The organism is Alteromonas sp. R7, assembly GCF_055755235.1.
In genome coordinates, this window is sequence record NZ_JBVTQX010000002.1 from 31,583 (window position 1) to 50,644 (window position 19,062).

Genomic DNA, 19,062 nt, shown 5'->3' on the forward strand with positions numbered 1-19,062 from the left:
TCTATTCTTCGTCAGCTTGCCACGACTTCATTCGTGATTTGAGTTTTAACATGGCCTGACTGTGAATTTGACTGACTCTCGATTCACTTACATCAAGAACCTCACCAATTTCTCTTAGGTTCAGCTCTTCATCATAATACAGCGAAAGTACAATCGCTTCTCTTTCAGGTAATGTCGTAATTGCATGGGCAAGCGCTTTTTGGAAAGCGCCTTGCATCAAATCTTCCAGTGGTGCGTCGCTACCTCGATTTTGCTCTGTCGAAATAACATCTTCTGACACACCTAAATCTTCAATACCTACCAGCTTTCCGGCATTTACTTCATTAAGCATTTGGTGATAGTCCTGCAAGCTTACATTAAGCTTATCAGCAATATCAGAATCTCTAGCATCGCGGCCTGTTTCGCTTTCTACTTGCGAAATTGCTTCAGTGATCGCTCGACCATTTCGGTGGACTGAACGCGGTGTCCAATCCCCTTTGCGAATTTCATCTAGCATAGCACCGCGAATGCGAATACCGGCAAACGTTTCAAAGCTGGCTCCTTTTGAACCATCAAAGTTTCGCGCGGCTTCTAATAATCCAATCATGCCTGATTGAATTAAATCGTCTACAAGAACACTAGCCGGCAATCGCGCTATCAAGTGATGCGCTATACGCTTAACCAATGGCGCATGTCTTTCGACTAACTGCGCTTTATCGGTTTGTTGTTGATAAGCGGCTGCCTTGCTGTTCAACGCTGACTTCCTACGGCTTTTTCTGCAACTAATTGTTCAATGAAAAACTCTAAATGGCCACCTGGCTGCGCTGGAATAGGCCATGTTAAGGCTTTACTCGCCAACTGTGTTATTGCAACGGCTGCCGGTGAACCTGGGTAAGCATCGACAATGGCTGTTTGTTTACGCACTGCTTTACGAATGTTCTCGTCAAACGGTACTGTCGCCACTAATTCTAGTGCAACATCTAAAAAACGCCCTGTCACTTTGCTCAATTTACTAAATAGCTCTTGGCCTTCTCGCACGTCGCGCACCATATTAGCCACAACTTTGAAGCGGAAAACACCGTGCTCTCTATTCAGAATTTTTATCAATGCATACGCATCTGTCAATGAAGTAGGCTCGTCACACACAACGACCATGATGTCTTGTGAGGCTTTTGAAAAGCTCAACACCATGTCTGAAATACCTGCCGCTGTATCAACGATAAGCACGTCAATTTGCGAGCGCAGCTCACTAAAGGCACGAATTAGGCCAGCGTGTTGCGTTGGCGACAATTCTGCCATCGACTGCGTGCCTGATGTGGCAGGGGCAATCTTTATTCCGTGCGGACCGGTCACTAATACTTCATCAAGTGTACATTCGCCGGAAAGCACGTGGGATAAGTTTTTCTCAACACGCAAACCTAACATAACGTCTACGTTAGCAAGACCGAGGTCCGCATCGAGAACCATTACACGTTTACCTTGCTTCGCCATGGCGATAGCGGTGTTCAATGTAATGTTTGTTTTACCTACGCCACCTTTGCCACCGGTGACGGCGATTACTTTGATTAACCGTGATTGCTTCATTTTTCTTAAGCTACTCGCTTGGTCGTCAATCATACTGCTTATGCTGTTTTAATTGCGTTGTTACCACTAGTATGATTCAAACCGTACTTTTTATAAAGCTTTGCAGCAGCGGAAACCAAAGATTTCGCTTCTGCAATCTTAATGTCTTCAGGTACTTTTTGACCATCGGTGACATAACTAACCGGTAATTGGTATTCAACCGCTGCACTAAGCACCTCTCCTAAAGAGTAGCACTCATCTAACTTTGTGAAAATACAGCCACTTAGTTCAATATCATCATACGCTTGAATGATTCTCTGCAAAGCAGGATATTGCGTATTTGCTTGCGCTACCAAATATTTTTTAACATTTGGCATTTGTCCGTTATCAAACTGCTTAATTTGTTTAATTAATCGACTATCTCTTTGACTAAATCCAGCCGTATCAATCAATACTAGTCGCTTATGACGAAGTTGGAATAATAAATCCGCAAGTTCTTCACTAGTCTGCGCTTTTCTCACCGTGCAGCCAATAATCTTTCCGTATGTCGCTAGCTGCTCATAGGCGGCAATTCTATACGTATCGATGGTAATCATCGCAACCGACTCTGCACCGTATTTTTGCGCATAGCGGGCAGCAAGTTTCGCAACGGTAGTTGTTTTACCGGTACCTGTTGGTCCTACTAATGCAACAGCACCTTGTGCGCTAAGTATATCGTTTCCTGTCACATTTATGCGATTAGCCAATAGGTTAAGAAGATATACCCATGCATCTCGTTCGTTGTAATGTGACGGCGTATAGCTAATAAGCTGTTTCGCTAACGCGTTGCTTAACCCCATATCGGTTAAACGGGTGATTAGATATTGATGAACAGGTTTTTGACGTTTGTTTTTAGCTTCCATCAAGTCGGCCACTTGATATTGCAATACATCGCGAAGAGACGCTAGCTCTTCCTTGATTTGCGCAAGCTCCGCTGACTGCGTCACAGCGGTATCATCCATACTCGACGCTTGATGCTCTGGGAAAGCGTTCTGACGAACTGGTTCATGAGAAGACTGCTGGGCTTCTACGTCGTCAATAAAGGCTTCTGAGAAGTCTAAGTGCGAAGCAATTTCATTGGCGTGCTTAGCATTTGCTGTCATTGGTTGGTTAGGTTGCGCGGGACTCGCTACGCCATTATTTCCACCGTGCTGCTTTTCTAGCAGTGCTTTAAGGCTATCAGGACCGTCGTCACCAATGATTTCGCTCAAGCTAGGCACTGCCTTTTGGCCAGGTGTTTTTGCAGCTGCTTGTGGAGACGCTTTCGGCGTAAACAACTTCGCTTCAGGTTCTTTGTCGTAGGCTGCGACAAGCTCAATACCGTCAGCGACTTTGCGATTTGACATGATCACAGCGTCACTGCCCAATTCAGCTTTAACTTGGCTTAACGCCTCACGCATATCTTTGCCGAAGAAACGTCTAATTTTCATTGCAACCTCTCCAATCACCCAGTGTCAGATTATTGACCGACCGAACTGACTATTTTTATTTGTTTGTCGTCAGGCACTTCTTGGTAAGACAGAACATGAAGCCCAACAACCGAATATTTTAAGAAGCGAGACAGAACGGGTCGTAGCATGCCTGAGGTAAGGAGTACTGCAGGCTCTCCTTCTAACTCTTGCTGCTGACTGGCTTGCTGCAATGATTTTTGCAGCTTGTCTGCCAGACCTGGTTCTATGCCAGCGCCATCTTCGCCACCTGCTTGAAGTGACTGGTGCAACATCTGTTCCAACTCTGGCGCCAAGGTTATGACAGGTATCTCTTTTGCACCTTGAGTAATTTCTTGGACAATTAAACGTTTAAGGGCAATACGCACTGCAGACACTAAAACATCGGGGTCTTGGCTGCGCGTGCCGTACTCACTGAGTGTTTGAACGATTGTACGCATATCGCGAATAGGCACGCCTTCAAACAATAAGGTTTGCAGTACTTTCACGACGGTGCTTAGCGGAAGAATGTCTGGTACTAATCCTTCAACCAGTTTCGGATGCTGCTTGGCAAGCATATCAAGAAGTTGTTGAGCTTCCTCGTGCCCTAATAATTGATATGCATTGTTAGAGAGTAATTGGCTTAAATGGGTCGCTACAACGGTCGCAGCGTCTACTACTGTGTACCCAAGGGTTTGTGCATGCTCCCGTTTATTGGGCTTAATCCATACTGCGTCCAAGCCGAACGCGGGGTCTTTAGTGGCACGCCCTTCTAATTTACCGAACACTTGCCCTGGATTAATAGCAAGTTCTTCATCGTGACTGATGATGGAATCGCCTATCGTTACGCCTAGCATAGCGATGGTGTAAGTGTTGGGCTCTAAATCCAAGTTATCGCGAATGTGGACAGGCGGAATAAGGAAACCCAGTTCTTGCGATAGTTTCTTACGTACGCCTTTAATGCGCGTCAACAACTCGCCACCTTGGGATTTATCGACAAGAGGAATTAAGCGATAGCCCACTTCCAATCCGATGGTATCTACCTGCTGAACATCATCCCAGCCAAGCTCTTTCACTTCAGGCGCAACCGATTCATCTTTTACCACATTGTCTGGCACTTTGGGCTCTGCGGCCTTTCTCTTTTCTTGGACCGACTGCCAGTAAGCAAAGCCTGCAATCAAGAATGAGAACCCTAAGAATGCGATATGAGGCATCCCAGGAATGATACCCATCACAAATAGAACCCCCGAGGCTATATAGAGGGCTTGATTATTACCAAGCTGACCGCGGATTTCTTTGCCCATTTCCTGGGTCTCGTTTTCACGAGTAACGATAATGGCTGTAGCGACCGAAAGTAACAATGAAGGAATTTGCGCCACCAAACCATCACCGATGGTCAATATGGTGTAGATTTCTATAGCGTTACCGAATGAAAGCCCGTGCTGAATCATGCCAATAAAAAGACCACCGACAATATTAATCAGCATGATGAAAAGGCCTGCGACCGCATCACCCTTTACAAATTTTGACGCACCGTCCATCGACCCGTAAAAATCCGCTTCTGCGGTAATCTCTTCACGGCGTTTACGTGCTTGGTCTTGATCTATATACCCTGCATTTAAATCAGCATCTATGGCCATTTGCTTACCGGGCATAGCATCTAACGTAAAGCGAGCGCTTACTTCTGAAATACGTCCTGCGCCTGCGGTTACAACTTTGAAGTTGATAATAAGAAGAATGGCGAAAACAACAATACCTACGGCGTAGTTACCACCAATCACGACCTCACCGAAGGCTTCGATAACTTTACCTGCTGCATCGCCGCCTTCATGTCCGTAAAGTAAAACAACGCGAGTAGAAGCCACGTTAAGCGCTAGTCTCAAAACGGTAGCGATAAGTAACACCAAGGGGAAAATGCCGAAATCTACTGGACGCTGGGTAAGTACAGCCACCAAGATAATGACTAGCGACAACGCAATATTAAAGCTAAACAGCACGTCCAGTAAGAATGGCGGCATAGGCAATATAACCATGCCCATAATTGCCAAAAGGACGATGGGTGCGCCTAAACCACTGGTAAAATTTTGCAGCTGATTTTTATCGAATCGCTGAAGATAACCGGATAACTGCATGGCTTGGTGTCTCTCTATCAGAAAATTGACGCTTTATGTGAATCTTCTAGTGAGTTTTCAACTAACGTGCCAGCTTTGTGTTTTACGCAAAAGTTATCCAAATCTGAGCTGTAATCATGCGTGATTACTGTCTACAGTGACTTGTATAGAGCGATTAAGATTTTGTATCCGAGGGACATACGAACAGTTTATAATTACGTCACTATTCCTAGGGCCTACTCTTCGTTTTAAAAGGATTATTCATGGTAGTACTACAAAATCGTGTTGCAACGTTTTGTTGGGTCAGCCTTGTCATCATGCTGACTTTTAGTCATGTAGCTCATGCATCTAAACAACCTAACTTACGACAGCGTGTGGAGAATTTGCTAGTTGATTCAGTGGAGATATACGGTTCACAAAATAGTAACCCATCTCGTGTGCACAATAGAGTTTTGGTAAGCGAGGTCTACACTCAACAGGGCTATCAGCTTATATGGTTTGGTACTAGTGATGCTGAAAACCGTCTTCAGGAACTCCTCCATGAAATTGCTGATTCAGAGTTACATGGCTTCTCGCCCGAGTATTACCACGCATCAATGCTCGAAAGTCGCGACGCCAATACAGCACTCTTAGATGTATTAGCAACCGATGCCTTCATCAGTCAAACTCTGCATCGATTAAATGGGCTTGTTAGCCCCGCCAATGCAGATTCGCAGTGGTTCCTTAAGCAAAGAGAAGCGGATCCTGTGGCATCGCTAAATCACGCATTAACTAACGGTGTTTCTGCAACATTGCGGGCCATGTGGCCATCACACCATGAATACCAGTTACTGTTAGAAAAAAAGCGTAGTTTACTCACGGCAGTTTCTACAGTTACCACACAAATTCCAGTTGGCCCAACACTTAAGCTGAACTCAACGAGCGAAAGAGTTGTGTTGCTGAAGTCTCGTCTTTTAGGGCCAGGCACCTATTCAGAGTTATTCGATAAAGATTTACTGGACGCGGTTAAGCAGTTTCAAATGTCTGCGGGCTTAGAGCCAGATGGTATCGTGGGAAGTTCCACTTTAGAAGCATTAAATGCCACCACGTTTTCTTGGTTAGAAAGAATTGATGCAAACTTAGAGCGTTGGCGCTGGCTCCCTCATCAAACTTGGTCAACATATTTACGCGTTAACATTGCTTCGTTTCAGTTGAGAGGATTTACTGAAGGTGAGGAAACATTGGGAATGCCTGTGATTGTCGGTACACCAGTGAGGCAAACGCCCGTTTTCGCTGAATCAATGAAGTATATGGTGTTTAACCCCTACTGGACCGTGCCTTTCAGTATAGCCACTAAAGACAAGCTGGCGAAATTAAAAACCAATCCTTCTTTATTGGTTGAGCAAGGTTACGAAGCCCAGCCCGCCGGTGTCAGCGGCTTCAGCCCTGTCGATGAGTTTGATTGGACAAATGTTAGCCGTGGTACATTTCACTATACACTCAGACAAAAGCCCGGTCCGCACAATGCCCTTGGTAAAGTGAAATTCATGCTTCCAAATAAGCATGCCATTTATCTTCACGACACGCCCGATCACAGCCTTTTTTCGAAATTAGAAAGGAACTTCAGCTCTGGCTGCATCAGAGTCTCTAACCCTTTGAAGCTGTCTCAATGGGTACTCACTCATTCAGGCCAGACAGAGGCAATACCGCAAGCTGAGCAATTACTTCAAAGTGAAGAGACCAGTACACTATATTTGAAGAAACCTATACCTGTTCTTATTGTGTACTTCACAGCGTTTGCAGATGAAGCAGGAACCATTGTATTTCGCCGCGATGCATACAATCGGGACAGCCATATTATTGAGAAATTGAAGGAGTTTAAACGTGCGTAAGTGTTTGTTAGTGCTGATTGCTCTTTTAACTGTAGTGCGCGCCAGTGATGCGTTCTCCTTTGACAATGACATGCTCAACTCTAAGCTTGCTATTAATGGAAATACGGTCCCCTACCCTATTTTCTCTATTTTCGTAATGCCGAATAAAACGTTCACTGTTGAGTTTGACAACAAAAGCCATACTGGGAACTTTCAATTTCACCATGCGAACGGTGAGGCACTAAAGACGAGTTCGAACCTTCCAATAGTTAGCGGGGTTGTGGGGAAAGCGCCAATAATGGCACCTAAGAAATCAGGGCACTATGTACTTAAAACCACCAACGCGCAGTCAGGAGAAACTGCGACGCTCAACGTCTTTGTGATGACATCTTTGGAAAAGGTAGACAAAACAGGTAAGTTAAACGGCTACACAATTGGTAAATATCCTGATAAGCCTTTAAAAAACAATCCCATTTATTTACCCCCATCAGGACTTATTGAAGTATCGCCAGAACAAACGGACGTAAGGTTGTCGCCCAATTTCACCCTAGGTCAATTTCTATCCAAGCAGCAACAAGGATTTCCCAAATATGTACATTTGCGAGCAGGCCTTTTGTTGAAACTGGAAAAAATACTGCACACCTTAAATGACGAAGGGCATGCTGTTGAAGGCTTAACCATAATGAGTGGATATCGCACTCCGTTCTACAACAAAGCTATTGGCAATGTTCAGTACAGCCGTCACGTTTGGGGTGGCGCAGCGGATTTCTATATCGATCAGTCACCGAAAGATGGGGTGATGGATGACCTCAATAAAGACGGTGTGGTAAACCGCGAAGATGCGGTATGGCTAGCCAACTTTATCTCAAATATGTCTAAACAAGGCGCTTTCGGCCCAAGAATCGGTGGGCTTGGTATTTACGGTGCTAATGCGGCGCACGGGCCTTTCGTTCATGTTGATGTGAGAGGAACCTTAGCTCGCTGGTAACGCTGCATTTTACGTAAACGTTAGGCAGTACCGAATGAAACTGCCCACTTTATTTACGCTAAAACTTTTCGATGTTTACTGCGCAATTAACGTCGATATTCTGGTGGTATTGGCAAATCTCGTTTAAGCGGCTTAGGTCGCTTGCCCTTCCCTGCTCTATGCGCTTTCAACTGATAAACGTGCGCTAGCACCTGCGCTACCGCCATAAATAAGGCGTTAGGAATTTCATCGTCCACTTCTGTGGAGTAGAAAATGGCGCGGGCAAGCATGGGAGAAGGGATCAGCGGCACATCGTTGGCGGTAGCAATTTTTCTGATGTGCATCGCCAGCTCATCAGCACCTTTAGCGACCACAACCGGCGCCCTCACTCCCTTCTCATCATACTTGATAGCAACCGAGAAATGGGTCGGGTTAGTCACCACTACGTCTGCTTGTGGCACTTCCTGCATCATGCGCTTGGTTGCAGCCTGATATTGCAGACGGCGAATTCGGCCTTTAACCATAGGGTCGCCTTCCGCATTTTTCCGTTCGTCTTTAACCTCTTGCTTGGTCATCTTCATTTCTTTGTTGTGCTTATACATTTGATAAGGCACATCAATGAGCGCGATAGGGATCATGCCGCACACCAGAATAAGAAACGCCCACTTAAGCATGTCGAGTGCGTGAAAGAAGTTTCCCGGATAAAGCTCCATATCAAGGTGGAGCGCTTCATCTTCAAAGAACAGTAACGCTCCGATGGCCATGCCAATTATGACCACCACTTTCGCTATAGACTTGAGTAACTCAACCAAGCCGTTCATGCCGAACATACGCTTGAAGCCTTGAATAGGGCTCATTTTTGAACCCTTAGGTTTTGCACCTTCCCAGGTAAAGTTAAAACCGCCAAGGGCGATAGAGCCATAAATGCCCGCTATCATTGCCACAACCATGTATAGCAGCACGGCAGGACCTACTGCCGAAAAGGCTTCACCCCATGCGCCAAACATGTGGGTGATATCATAGGTTTCGTCACGAGAGAGAATGAACATTCTCTGAGTAAGTTTAAAAACAGATTCAGCAATCCACCCGCCCACAAACAAGAACATAAAAGCACTGACGATAAGTACTAGGGTCGTAGAGAGTTCACGGGATCGGGCTAGCTGCCCTTTTTTTCGGGCATCTTCGAGTTTTTTCCCCGTGGGGTCTTCTGTTTTTTCGCTTGAATCTGCCATGTTTTCCTACGAACAAATATTCAATAGTTCACACATAAACTGTTCGGCTCTAAACCATTGGGTTTCGAAGTGTGCAGTAAAGTTATCAAGTGTTATCCAAATAATCAGTAATCCCATTACCTGAGCAATGGAAAAACCAATACTAAAAATGTTTAGCTGTGGTGCAGCTTTGGTCATTACGCCAAACGCCAAGTTCACGATAAGCAGCGAGACGATTGGCGCAAGGGAGAGGGTCACTGCCGATATAAACATCCAGCCGGCCCAATGGGCAATATCGCGGAACTGTTCACCGGTCCACCATGCTTCGCCTATGGGAAACGCCTCAAAGCTCATGACTATCATTTGGATCATGGACAAATGCCCATCCAAAGTCCAAAACAACAAAGTCGCCAATATCAGATAAAACTGACCTACCGCTGGCACGTTAATACCATTGACTGGGTCAACAATAGACGCAAAGCCCAAACCGGTTTGCATTGCTATAACTTGGCCAGCAAGCACAAAGGTATTGAGCACCATCATTGATATAAAACCAATAGCAATGCCAATAAGTAATTGCTGAATAACGATTAAAAATGTGCCCACATCCACCAAATTTTCTATGGGTGACGGAGGCACTACCGGCATGATAATGAGTGTGAGCATTATACCCAACAAGGCTCTTACCTGCGGTGGAATGGATTTAGCACTCAAGCCAATCATGGCCACGAATAAGCCGCTAATGCGCATAAACGGCAGCAGCATGTCTGCTAGGAATTGATTGATGGTCGCGAGTTCGACTTCCACAGCTTTAGCCTTCTATCCCACAACCTGCGGGATCATATCAACCATTCTGAAAGTAAAGTCCATAAGCTGTTGCACTAGCCAGTTGCCTCCCCAGCTAAGCGCGAGAAGCGTAACAAGTAAACGAGGTAAGAAGCTCATGGTTTGCTCGTTGATACTGGTCGCCGCCTGAAAAACAGCGACAACTAGGCCTACGATCAAGCTTGGAACAATCACCGCAGATACCAACACGATAACCATGAACATGGCTTCTCGCAGTATTTCTACAAAGACTTCTGGTGACATAAGCCCTCCTAGACGCCCATACCGAAGCTGGTCGCCAACGTGCCAAAAATCAAGTTCCAACCATCAACTAACACGAACAACATGAGTTTAAACGGCAAGGATACAATCATAGGTGAAAGCATCATCATCCCCATAGCCATCAATATAGACGCTACTACCAAGTCAATAATAAGAAAGGGAATAAATAGCATAAAACCAATTTGAAACGCGGTTTTAAGTTCACTGGTTACAAATGCGGGAATAAGGATGGTTAGCGGTACTTCATTGGTATCAGCGTATTTTCCTTCGTCTCCGGCTATTCGTACAAACGTTTCTAAGTCTTTTACCCGTGTTTGAGAAAGCATAAACGCACGCATTGGGCCTTTGGCTTGCTCAAGAGCGTCTAAACTGGTGAGCTGCTCGTTAAGGTAAGGCTGTAAAGCTCGCTCGTTCACCTCTTCGAATACCGGCGCCATAATAAACATGGATAAAAACAAACTAACGCCAATGAGTATCTGGTTTGACGGTGATTGTTGTAAGCCAATCGCCTGACGCAAAATAGACAACACCACAATAATACGCGTGAAAGAGGTCATCATCATGATAAACGCAGGAATAAGGCTTAGCGCTGTCATGATAAACAGCGCTTGAAGCGTCATGGTGTAGTCTTGAGAACCATCTTGATTGGTTGTAACCGTGACTGCAGAAATCCCTTGTTGAGCATAGGCGGGCTCAACGAGAAGTAATAAGGGCAGTATTAAAAGTAGCCAGGCAAACTTACGCATCTCTCGACTCTTCCTTTGTTTTATTCTTTTCTATATTCGGGTTGAGCTTTTCCGCCATGGCAGCAACAAGTTTTTGTTTAAACGCATCGGCACCATTTTGTTGCTCGCCTGTGGTTTTGTTCACACCTTTCACAGGCACATCGAGATTCTTATCTAATTTGCTTAAATGAGAGATGTTGTGACTGGTTACACCAATGAGGTGCTGCTCTTCACCTACCTGAATCACCATAATTTTTTCTTTTGTGCCAACAACCATGCTGGCCGCGACTTTAATTTGATTTCCACCCATCGCAGTGACATTAAATCGACGCATCACATAAGCCAGGGCGAAAATGACGCCAACGACGACGAGCAAGGATAGGAAAATTGACAGTACCGACGTGGGATTGGTAATTGACTGGGTCGACTGCGCGACGGCTATCTGGCTAAATAAAAGGGGCAGCATTGCGCAACCCCTTATTTTATAAGAAGTTTTATCTGAGCTTCTTGATTCTCTCAATTTGACTAATAACATCCGTTAATCGAATACCGAATTTGTCGTTGACCACTACTACTTCTCCATGAGCAATCAACGTGCCATTAACTAATACATCTAGTGGCTCACCGGCAACACGATCCAGCTCCACCACAGAACCCTGGTTCAACTGTAGCAGATTTCGGATACTTATTTGACTACGACCGACTTCCATCGAAATAGTCACAGGAATATCTAAAATAGTATCTAGCTTTTTCTTTTCTTCTTGCGTAATCGGCGCGTCGTCAGTTAATTCGTCAAGTTCAGCAACTTGTACGTCTTCGTTATCGCCAGCCTCTTGTTCCGCTTCAGATTCGGCTTGTTCGGCCATTGCCGCTGCCCAATCGTCCATACCGTCTTCACTCATGGGAACTCCCCTCTACCTTACAGGTCTTCTTCGAGTACTTGCAGTTCTGCGTCATTATCAATAATGCGCCCACCGCGGGTTAATAACTGTAGCTCAGACTTCACTGAAGTCGGTCTTGCAATCTTCTCTACAATTTTCAGTGCCAAATTGTCGCGACTGCGACCTAATTTAGCCCTGAATGTGGGTAAATCTTCAATTAATACTGTGATGGTTTCTGGCATCTCCACAGGGATGATATCGCCAGGTTTAAACTCCATCACATCGCGAAGCGGTACATCAACGTCTAGCATATGCGTAGTTAACGCCACCTTAACGTCCATGATTTCATCGCGAAGGGCCTTACTCCAACGTAAGTCTGTATCTTCTTTATCGCTTTGAACACCTGCATCAAGCAATTCGCGAATGGGCTCTAACATTGAGTATGGCAAGGACACGTGGAAGTCGCCACCGCCGCCATCTAGTTCGATATGGAACGAGCTGATGACCACCACCTCGGTCGGGCTCACAATGTTCGCCATCGCAGGGTTTACTTCTGAGTCCAAATATTCAAACGACACATCCATGACCGGTGCCCAGGCTTCTTTATAATCTTCAAAGATTATTTTAAGCAGCATCTGGATAATACGGCGCTCCGTTGGCGTAAACTCCCGGCCTTCAATTTTCGCATGATAGCGACCATCACCACCAAAGAAGTTGTCTACCAGAATAAATACCAAGCGGGCTTCCATGGTGATAAGCCCCGTACCTTTAAGTGGACGGAAACGCACCATGTTCAAACTCGTTGGAACGAATAACGTATGAATATATTCGCCAAACTTGATCATCTGAATACCGTTAATCGATACTTCAGCTGAACGTCGCATCATGTTGAACAAACTCACACGCATGTGACGTGCGAAACGTTCATTAACTATTTCAAGCGTAGGCATACGCCCACGCACTATTCTGTCTTGCGAGGAGAAGTCGTACTCGAGCGTAGAAGCATCAGAGTCGCTGCCGCCGACCTCTTCTTCTTCTACATCATCTACCCCGTGTAATAGGGCATCGATTTCATCTTGAGATAATAAATCACTCACCGTCTTCTACCTTACTTAGTCAATGCATTACTGCATGACAAACCCAGTGAACAATACGCGCTCAACTACATCGCTGCCCGTAATGTCCTTTAATGCTTTTTGTACTTCAGTTACTGCCTGCTCGCGAAGCTCAATTTTACCGGCTTCGGTAACCAGATCGTCTGCGTTTGAAGTACTAAAAGCCTGTAGTAATGTCCCTTCAATTAGCGGTATATGCGTCTTCGCCAGCTCTTCATTGTCAGAACCGCGCACAAGCAACTGCACTTTTATCTGAACCAACCTGTCTCTTCCTGCGCCCGGCACGTTAAAAACAAATGGTCGCGGCATCGCTACGTAAAGCGCAGTGCCCATTTCAGCTTTCCCTGCTGCTGATGCTGGTGCGCTCGCAGCCGCTGCGGCGGCATCAGTCTCTGCAAGCTGTTCGGCTGCTGGCTCATCACCGCCTGCAAACAATAAGAAATAGGCAGCTGCACCGCCTCCTAAAAGAACCACAGCGATAATGATGATCAACATCATTTTGCCTTTCTTTTTACCGCCTTCTTCTACTTGTAATTCTTCTTCAGCCATGTGTAACTCGTCAGTAATGCTCGGAAAAAACGTATTATCAAGGTTCCGTCAAAAATGGCAATGCCATAATTTGAGGAAAACAATATGTGTACGGGTAATTTTTTGCGTCTTCACGCTTCCTAATACCACCTACTGCTCACTCCTTTCATTCAAAACATAGCAGCGTTTACGTATTCTCTCTATGCGACCTATTGGTAATAATTCATACGGGATGTGGTTAAGCGTAAAAGTCTATGCCGCCCTTGTCCGCGCGCGAAATCGACTGCTCAATAACCCGCATGCCATCCGTGTCGTCTACACCGTCATTTTCTCCACGATCCCCAGCTCCCTGACCTTGGTGACTGTTTCCTGCAAGTTGCTGGCCATTTTCTTGACCAGAAGAATTATCTTTCCTAACTTGGGCGTCGCCTAACTCAATACCTTGTTCTGAGAGCATATCCCTTAGCTTAGGCATAGCATCGGCCAACGCATCTTTAGCTTGCTGTGATTGCACAACAAAGCTCACGCTTGCAGCGTCACCCGCCACATTTACTCTCACCTGCATACTGCCAAGCTCGGGAGGATCTAAGCGAATTTCAGCCATGGTATTTCGCGCATTAACCATCCAGCGAATTTTCTCACTAAGCTGCTGCTGGCCGTCGCTCTTATGAATATTGACCGCTTTATCAAAACCTTCAAACTGCTGCTGAGTTTTTGACGCTTCAGCGCGAAGCTGAGAGTTTTCCTGCATAACCGATTCAGTTGGATTGACCAATCCAGCAATAGCGTGTTGAGCACTTGCTTGAGTTTGCGTCATCAAATTTAAGAATTGACTGGCTTGACCGTCTACACGCGCTGTCATTGAAGCAACCACATCAGCACTTACCGCAGCATCTTTTGCGGCATCGGCTACAATAGTTGATAAATCAATGCCAGGCTCTCTACCTTGCTGGACTTGTTGCTGAAACTCGTTAATGCCAGCGATAATGTTAGCCTTCACCGCTTGTTGCTGTGCACCACCAGGCAGAGCCGCGACTACACGCTCTGCAAACGCTTCTGTTGCCTTTTGCGCGCTTTGTGGCGATAGCTCACTTATCGCTGAAAGCAGGTCGCTTGAAATTTCTGTAGCACCAAAAGAATCAACTACCTTGGTTTGCTCACCGCTGTTTTCAACGTTTAACAGCCCCTCAGATGATGCTGATTTAGCGTCGTTTGATGCTGCTGCATTAATCGCCACGCTGCCGGCAACAGCTGTCTCTGAAGTTAACTCGGCCAATAACTCTTGAGCCTCAGCGAGATTGTCATCAAGAGATTTGGCCTGAATATTGTTAAGTTCATCTGCTAGTAGACTTAGTACGAGCGATTCATCGGCCGATTTTTTACCGCTTTCAGATAGCCCATTTAACGTTTCTAACATACCGCTTAATGCATTTGCGGCTTCAGTGTCTGACGCTAGACCTTGTTCGGGATTTTCTGTGTGCTCAGTCTGCATGAGCTTGGCAATTAATGCTGAAAGCTCATTGTCATTTTTTACTTTTTTATCTGAATTAGTATTGATATCGGTTTGCGCATTTGAAGACGCATTGTTCGTTTCACTATCACTTCCACTCTGTTGATTGTTAGCGTTGCCACCAATAAGAAGTGAAGTTAGTGCAGTGAGTGTTTGTTGTGCTTCAGACGACAGGGATTCGATGGCTAATTCACCATCATTGTTACTATTAAGTTGCGACAAAAGATGAGCCATGACCGATGGCATATCGCTCGCATCCACATCCTCCGGAAGCTTCCAAAGTTTTCCGCTTTCTTTTATAGATACGACGTTAACTGCCTCGCCTGCAGCTTCAGAGATACCCTTATCTTCTGTGGTACCTGATTCACCTGAAGATTCATCACTTTTTCCAAAACGATTGGCTACCGTCTCAACGTAGGCAATCCAGTCTGGCTCGCCGTCGTCTTTGCTTGGCTTTCCATCTGGCGTGCCAGGTGAGGTAATAACGCCAGCCTCGGCATCTTTCCTGCCGCCTTCTCCAATGACATACTGGGCGTCGGTCACGTTTTTTTGTTCAACGGCGCCTTCAGCGTCGTCAATAACGAGATTGGTATTTTCACCGTCAGTTGAAGGCTGCGTTGTCGTTGCTGAACCTTGCGCAACCTCGTGTGCACCAAGCGTTGCATTTTCTTCTTGATTTGCATTATGAGAGTCAGCTTCAGACTCAGCTGGAATATCTGTCACTTCGTCACGAACAGGTAAATCCGTATGTCCCGCATCGCGGTCTTTACCATTTTTGATCGTGTCACTGGAGACTGAAGATTGGGGAGCCGCTCTGTCCGAACGGTTTGCTGCTCGAGATTGAGCAACCTGATCTTCTTTTTCGTTTAAAACAAAATCTGACTTGGTCGTTTTCGCGTCTTGATAAAGTCGGTTAAATGCTTGGTTATTTTCATTGTTCGCTTGTTGCTGAGTTCCGATACCCGTTCCAACGGCTTTCGCCGTACCAGAAGCAGAGAATGGTAATGCGGCAATGTCTGTTTTACGTGCGGCAACTTGTTGCATATTGTCCTACCGTCCTACATTTAAATCGTCTTTCACCAAGAAGACGTATCGTGATGCGAATGATTCACTTGGCGTTTTATTACAAAAAACTTGATGCCATTTCATCGCAAACCCACCAACGCTTACTTTAATTACAATCACTTAGCATTACTTAGTCAGCATGTATCGCTATGATTTTTCGCTACGGCCCTTAGTCGCCCTCGCTGAATTTCAAACGCTATACTGTGTGATGAAACTCAAAGAAACGATGATTTACCGTAGTAGCGATTGCAAAGTAATTACGTCGCGCTAGTACATTATGAAATGGTTTTTGCAAGGGTTGAGCCAAAGTGGCAGAGGCTCGACTAATTATCAGAAAGGCGAGCGCTTAGCTCTGAAAAATCGTTGGGTAGCGAACTCATCCATCATGGCCTGCTCAGCTCTGGCTTCTTTTTTCTGCTCTGCCAACTTTTTCTTATCTAGCAACAAGGTAACAGCTTTCACTTTTTGTTGTTGCTTTAGCCAAAGTTGCTTTCGCTGATCCGCCGCCATTTGTGCACGAGCAATCACTTGCATCTGTTGTTCGCATGCTTTATCCAGTTTTCCAACGAAGGATAAATGCTGCTGATAATAGGTGGCGGTAACACCTGCTTGACCGGTTTGTTGAATACCTTTTATGTAGTCAATGCGGTACTGCTCAAGACTGGTTAGCTTTTGCTTTTGCTGATTAACGTTCTGTTGGGCCTGTTTGTAGTATCGGGCTTCTCGCTGCTCTTTTTCGCGCTCGAATTCGGCTAAACGTTCTAGTTGTTTAGACATTATGCGATACCTTTTGGAAAGTTGATGACTTCTGGATCACAGGCAAGCTAACTTGCATTGCAGCGCTATACATTAGCCTTGCCCCAGCCCTTTAGCTAGTGCAGCCATGCCTTCTAAGCTCTCGTCATACGGTATGACTTGTTTCATCCCTTGCTGCAATAAAGCGTTGATTGCAGGCTCTGCGCGAATTGCCAGATCAATACGCGGGTCTGATCCTTTCGCATAAGCGCCAATAGAAATGAGGTCTTGGTTTTGTTTGTAGTTTGAATAAACTTGTCGAATACGACGCGCCATCAATTGATGTTCTTCGCTCACGACCATAGGCATTACACGGCTTATTGACGCCTCAATATCAATAGCAGGGTAATGACCGCTATCGGCAAGGGTTCGCGACAACACTACGTGACCATCCAAAATTGCGCGAGCGGCGTCGGCAATGGGGTCTTGCAAATCGTCACCTTCGGTTAGCACCGTATAAAAAGCCGTTATAGAGCCCTGTCGTTCGCTGCCGTTACCTGCACGTTCTACTAGTGCGGGCAGCCGAGCAAACACCGAAGGCGGATAACCTTTTGTGGCCGGTGGCTCACCCACAGCCAACGCAATCTCGCGCTGCGCCATGGCATAGCGTGTTAAAGAATCAATCAGCAGCAGTACTTTCATGCCTTTATCACGAAAATATTCAGCGATAGTTACCGCCGTCTCACAGCCCTTTAAACGCATAAGCGGTGAAGTATCGGCTGGCGCTGCCACTACAACCGCCCGTTGGCGTTCTTCTTCTGTCAGTATTTCGTGGATAAACTCTTTTACTTCTCGGCCACGCTCACCTACAAGCCCAACCACGACCACATCGGCTTCACAGCCTCGGGTCATCATGCCAAGTAGCACACTTTTACCCACGCCACTTCCTGCAAAAAGCCCCATACGCTGACCAACGCCAACCGTATTTAACGCATTGATGGCACGTACGCCAACATCCATAGGGGTGTTGATTGGACGGCGAATGAGCGGGTTCATAGGAGGACGCGTGGTGGGAGCTCGCGCGTCGGCATTAATTTCACCCAGTCCGTCAAGGGGCTGACCGTTGCCATCGACCACACGACCCAACAGTCCCATACCTACCGGCAAACCGCTTTGCCGGTTTAACGGCATAACGCGACTCCCTGGCACAATACCGCGAACCGCTTCAGTGGGCATCAAATAGGTAATATCATCACCAAAGCCAACTACTTCAGCTTCTATTTCGCCTTCAATGGTTTGCACTAAACATTGACTGCCCACCGGCAGCTGGCAACCTACAGCTTCAAGGGTAAGCCCTATGCCCCGAACTAATTTTCCCGCTGCAACAACGGGTGGCGATGTCACTTGTTTAGTAAGTGATTCAAAATGGGCATGCCAAGGGCTAGTCATTAGATAAACCTTGGTTTAAAAGAAACTTATCGATAACGTCGCGGCATCGACGCTCAATCGACACATCTACGGCATTTTGCACAGTGGTAATGTCACAGCCACCGCGTTCCATTGCTGTTGCTTCAACCAAATTCCAGCCTTTTTTGGTAATTTCCTCTTCACCAAAATGCTCTTTTACCAATTCAATATCTTCAGGATTCATATGAATTTGATAGTCAGCTTGATTAATTGGTAGCGCCTTAATACCTTCGCTTAACGCCTGCATTATAACCTGTTGGTTAGTACTTACCTCTGTTTTAATAACTGCTTTTGCAAGAGTAACGGCGAGTTTTACCAATTGATCTCGGGTTTCATCGTTGGCTTGCGAGAGTGGGTCGTGAAATTTTTCAGCAAGCATTTGCCACACTTCGGCTTGTGCCGTCATTTGCTGGCGGCCTTCTTCAAGCCCTTGTTCAAGTCCTTCGGTGTGACCTTGCTCTTTACCTTCCGCTAAACCTGCTTCAAGGCCTTGCGCTTTTCCTTCTTCAAAACCTTTTTCTTTACCTTCCTGATAACCTTCATCATAAGCAGCCTGACGTATAGCTTCTATTTCTTCAGCGGTAGGCGGCTTAATCTCTTCCTCAACTTCAGGCGGTTCATACTTCCAGTCCGAACGTTTGTTTAACGCGTTGGTCGGCTCGTTTTCTCGGGGTGCAGTGGGGTCATCAACGAAAGGTAGGTCCCATTTTTTAGCTTCATTTACTTCGTTTTCGCTGAAACTTTTTTTGGCAGTCATATATTTACCTAGGCTAAATGAGTGA

18 protein-coding genes are annotated in these 19,062 nt (G+C 45.9%); 2 read left to right on the top strand and 16 right to left on the bottom strand.

The window, feature by feature from the left end:
• Window position 1: 1 nt before the first annotated feature.
• Genes AC0J2X_RS03010 through flhA form a run of 4 tightly spaced genes read right to left on the bottom strand, consistent with a single transcriptional unit; the run spans window position 2 to window position 5,140 of the window.
• Window positions 2-733 (bottom strand): RNA polymerase sigma factor FliA, encoded by a 732-nt coding sequence (locus AC0J2X_RS03010; protein ID WP_014948649.1) that lies wholly within the window; start codon window positions 731-733, stop codon window positions 2-4.
• On the bottom strand, window positions 730-1,596 hold the full coding sequence (locus AC0J2X_RS03015; RefSeq protein WP_014948648.1) for a MinD/ParA family protein: 867 nt from the start codon (window positions 1,594-1,596) through the stop codon (window positions 730-732). The genes AC0J2X_RS03010 and AC0J2X_RS03015 overlap by 4 nt, the downstream gene beginning before the upstream one ends.
• A 5-nt stretch (window positions 1,597-1,601) precedes the next feature.
• A complete protein-coding gene (flhF, locus tag AC0J2X_RS03020; protein WP_061485040.1) occupies window positions 1,602-3,011 on the bottom strand; it encodes a flagellar biosynthesis protein FlhF in 1,410 nt (469 codons plus the stop codon).
• 29 nt (window positions 3,012-3,040) lie between these two features.
• Window positions 3,041-5,140, bottom strand: a complete 2,100-nt coding sequence (flhA, locus tag AC0J2X_RS03025; protein WP_039224872.1) for a flagellar biosynthesis protein FlhA — start codon at window positions 5,138-5,140, stop codon at window positions 3,041-3,043.
• 242 nt (window positions 5,141-5,382) lie between these two features.
• Here flhA and AC0J2X_RS03030 point away from each other — a divergent pair, with 242 nt between their 5' ends.
• Together AC0J2X_RS03030 and AC0J2X_RS03035 are read left to right on the top strand one after the other, a co-directional pair.
• On the top strand, window positions 5,383-6,990 hold the full coding sequence (locus AC0J2X_RS03030; RefSeq protein ID WP_014975911.1) for a L,D-transpeptidase family protein: 1,608 nt from the start codon (window positions 5,383-5,385) through the stop codon (window positions 6,988-6,990).
• The gene (locus tag AC0J2X_RS03035; protein WP_061485038.1) at window positions 6,983-7,957 is read left to right on the top strand and encodes a D-Ala-D-Ala carboxypeptidase family metallohydrolase; all 975 of its coding nucleotides are present in this window, start codon (window positions 6,983-6,985) and stop codon (window positions 7,955-7,957) included. The genes AC0J2X_RS03030 and AC0J2X_RS03035 overlap by 8 nt, the downstream gene beginning before the upstream one ends.
• Window positions 7,958-8,043: 86 nt before the next feature.
• On the opposite strand, the gene flhB is transcribed toward AC0J2X_RS03035, so the two are convergent.
• The 12 genes from flhB to fliH form a co-directional block, all read right to left on the bottom strand.
• Complete coding sequence (flhB, locus tag AC0J2X_RS03040) at window positions 8,044-9,168, bottom strand: flagellar biosynthesis protein FlhB (protein ID WP_069943908.1); 1,125 nt, start codon at window positions 9,166-9,168, stop codon at window positions 8,044-8,046.
• Between the two features lie 6 nt (window positions 9,169-9,174).
• Window positions 9,175-9,954: a flagellar biosynthetic protein FliR gene (gene fliR / locus AC0J2X_RS03045; protein WP_014975908.1), complete on the bottom strand. Its 780-nt coding sequence runs from the start codon at window positions 9,952-9,954 to the stop codon at window positions 9,175-9,177.
• 12 nt (window positions 9,955-9,966) lie between these two features.
• Entirely contained in the window at window positions 9,967-10,236 is a 270-nt protein-coding gene (gene fliQ, locus AC0J2X_RS03050; RefSeq protein ID WP_012517675.1) for a flagellar biosynthesis protein FliQ, read from the bottom strand.
• Between the two features lie 8 nt (window positions 10,237-10,244).
• On the bottom strand, window positions 10,245-11,000 hold the full coding sequence (gene fliP, locus AC0J2X_RS03055) for a flagellar type III secretion system pore protein FliP (RefSeq protein ID WP_014948641.1): 756 nt from the start codon (window positions 10,998-11,000) through the stop codon (window positions 10,245-10,247).
• On the bottom strand, window positions 10,993-11,445 hold the full coding sequence (gene fliO / locus AC0J2X_RS03060) for a flagellar biosynthetic protein FliO (RefSeq protein WP_239299888.1): 453 nt from the start codon (window positions 11,443-11,445) through the stop codon (window positions 10,993-10,995). Before fliO ends, fliP begins: the two co-directional genes overlap by 8 nt.
• 28 nt (window positions 11,446-11,473) lie before the next feature.
• Window positions 11,474-11,881 (bottom strand): flagellar motor switch protein FliN, encoded by a 408-nt coding sequence (fliN, locus tag AC0J2X_RS03065; RefSeq protein ID WP_014948639.1) that lies wholly within the window; start codon window positions 11,879-11,881, stop codon window positions 11,474-11,476.
• 17 nt (window positions 11,882-11,898) lie between these two features.
• On the bottom strand, window positions 11,899-12,957 hold the full coding sequence (fliM, locus tag AC0J2X_RS03070; protein ID WP_014948638.1) for a flagellar motor switch protein FliM: 1,059 nt from the start codon (window positions 12,955-12,957) through the stop codon (window positions 11,899-11,901).
• A 27-nt stretch (window positions 12,958-12,984) separates the two neighbouring features.
• Window positions 12,985-13,524 carry a flagellar basal body-associated protein FliL gene (gene fliL, locus AC0J2X_RS03075; protein WP_014948637.1) on the bottom strand — a complete coding sequence of 180 codons (540 nt, stop codon included), beginning with the start codon at window positions 13,522-13,524 and terminating at the stop codon, window positions 12,985-12,987.
• Window positions 13,525-13,741: 217 nt separating this feature from the next.
• Complete coding sequence (locus AC0J2X_RS03080; RefSeq protein WP_014975906.1) at window positions 13,742-16,057, bottom strand: flagellar hook-length control protein FliK; 2,316 nt, start codon at window positions 16,055-16,057, stop codon at window positions 13,742-13,744.
• Window positions 16,058-16,408: 351 nt separating this feature from the next.
• Window positions 16,409-16,855: a flagellar export protein FliJ gene (gene fliJ, locus AC0J2X_RS03085; RefSeq protein WP_014948635.1), complete on the bottom strand. Its 447-nt coding sequence runs from the start codon at window positions 16,853-16,855 to the stop codon at window positions 16,409-16,411.
• A gap of 72 nt (window positions 16,856-16,927) precedes the next feature.
• Window positions 16,928-18,262 carry a flagellar protein export ATPase FliI gene (gene fliI / locus AC0J2X_RS03090; RefSeq protein WP_014975905.1) on the bottom strand — a complete coding sequence of 445 codons (1,335 nt, stop codon included), beginning with the start codon at window positions 18,260-18,262 and terminating at the stop codon, window positions 16,928-16,930.
• Window positions 18,255-19,037: a flagellar assembly protein FliH gene (gene fliH, locus AC0J2X_RS03095; RefSeq protein ID WP_014975904.1), complete on the bottom strand. Its 783-nt coding sequence runs from the start codon at window positions 19,035-19,037 to the stop codon at window positions 18,255-18,257. Before fliH ends, fliI begins: the two co-directional genes overlap by 8 nt.
• Window positions 19,038-19,062: the final 25 nt, after the last annotated feature.

Bases quoted from the DNA above. Each gene is read 5' to 3' on its own strand.
- AC0J2X_RS03015 (WP_014948648.1), bottom strand. From the start codon at position 1,596: ATGATTGACGACCAAGCGAGTAGCTTAAGAAAAATGAAGCAATCACGG.
- flhF (WP_061485040.1), bottom strand. From the start codon at position 3,011: ATGAAAATTAGACGTTTCTTCGGCAAAGATATGCGTGAGGCGTTAAGC.
- flhA (WP_039224872.1), bottom strand. From the start codon at position 5,140: ATGCAGTTATCCGGTTATCTTCAGCGATTCGATAAAAATCAGCTGCAA.
- AC0J2X_RS03030 (WP_014975911.1), top strand. From the start codon at position 5,383: ATGGTAGTACTACAAAATCGTGTTGCAACGTTTTGTTGGGTCAGCCTT.
- flhB (WP_069943908.1), bottom strand. From the start codon at position 9,168: ATGGCAGATTCAAGCGAAAAAACAGAAGACCCCACGGGGAAAAAACTC.
- fliQ (WP_012517675.1), bottom strand. From the start codon at position 10,236: ATGTCACCAGAAGTCTTTGTAGAAATACTGCGAGAAGCCATGTTCATG.
- fliP (WP_014948641.1), bottom strand. From the start codon at position 11,000: ATGCGTAAGTTTGCCTGGCTACTTTTAATACTGCCCTTATTACTTCTC.
- fliO (WP_239299888.1), bottom strand. From the start codon at position 11,445: ATGCTGCCCCTTTTATTTAGCCAGATAGCCGTCGCGCAGTCGACCCAG.
- fliN (WP_014948639.1), bottom strand. From the start codon at position 11,881: ATGAGTGAAGACGGTATGGACGATTGGGCAGCGGCAATGGCCGAACAA.
- fliL (WP_014948637.1), bottom strand. From the start codon at position 13,524: ATGGCTGAAGAAGAATTACAAGTAGAAGAAGGCGGTAAAAAGAAAGGC.
- AC0J2X_RS03080 (WP_014975906.1), bottom strand. From the start codon at position 16,057: ATGCAACAAGTTGCCGCACGTAAAACAGACATTGCCGCATTACCATTC.
- fliJ (WP_014948635.1), bottom strand. From the start codon at position 16,855: ATGTCTAAACAACTAGAACGTTTAGCCGAATTCGAGCGCGAAAAAGAG.
- fliI (WP_014975905.1), bottom strand. From the start codon at position 18,262: ATGACTAGCCCTTGGCATGCCCATTTTGAATCACTTACTAAACAAGTG.
- fliH (WP_014975904.1), bottom strand. From the start codon at position 19,037: ATGACTGCCAAAAAAAGTTTCAGCGAAAACGAAGTAAATGAAGCTAAA.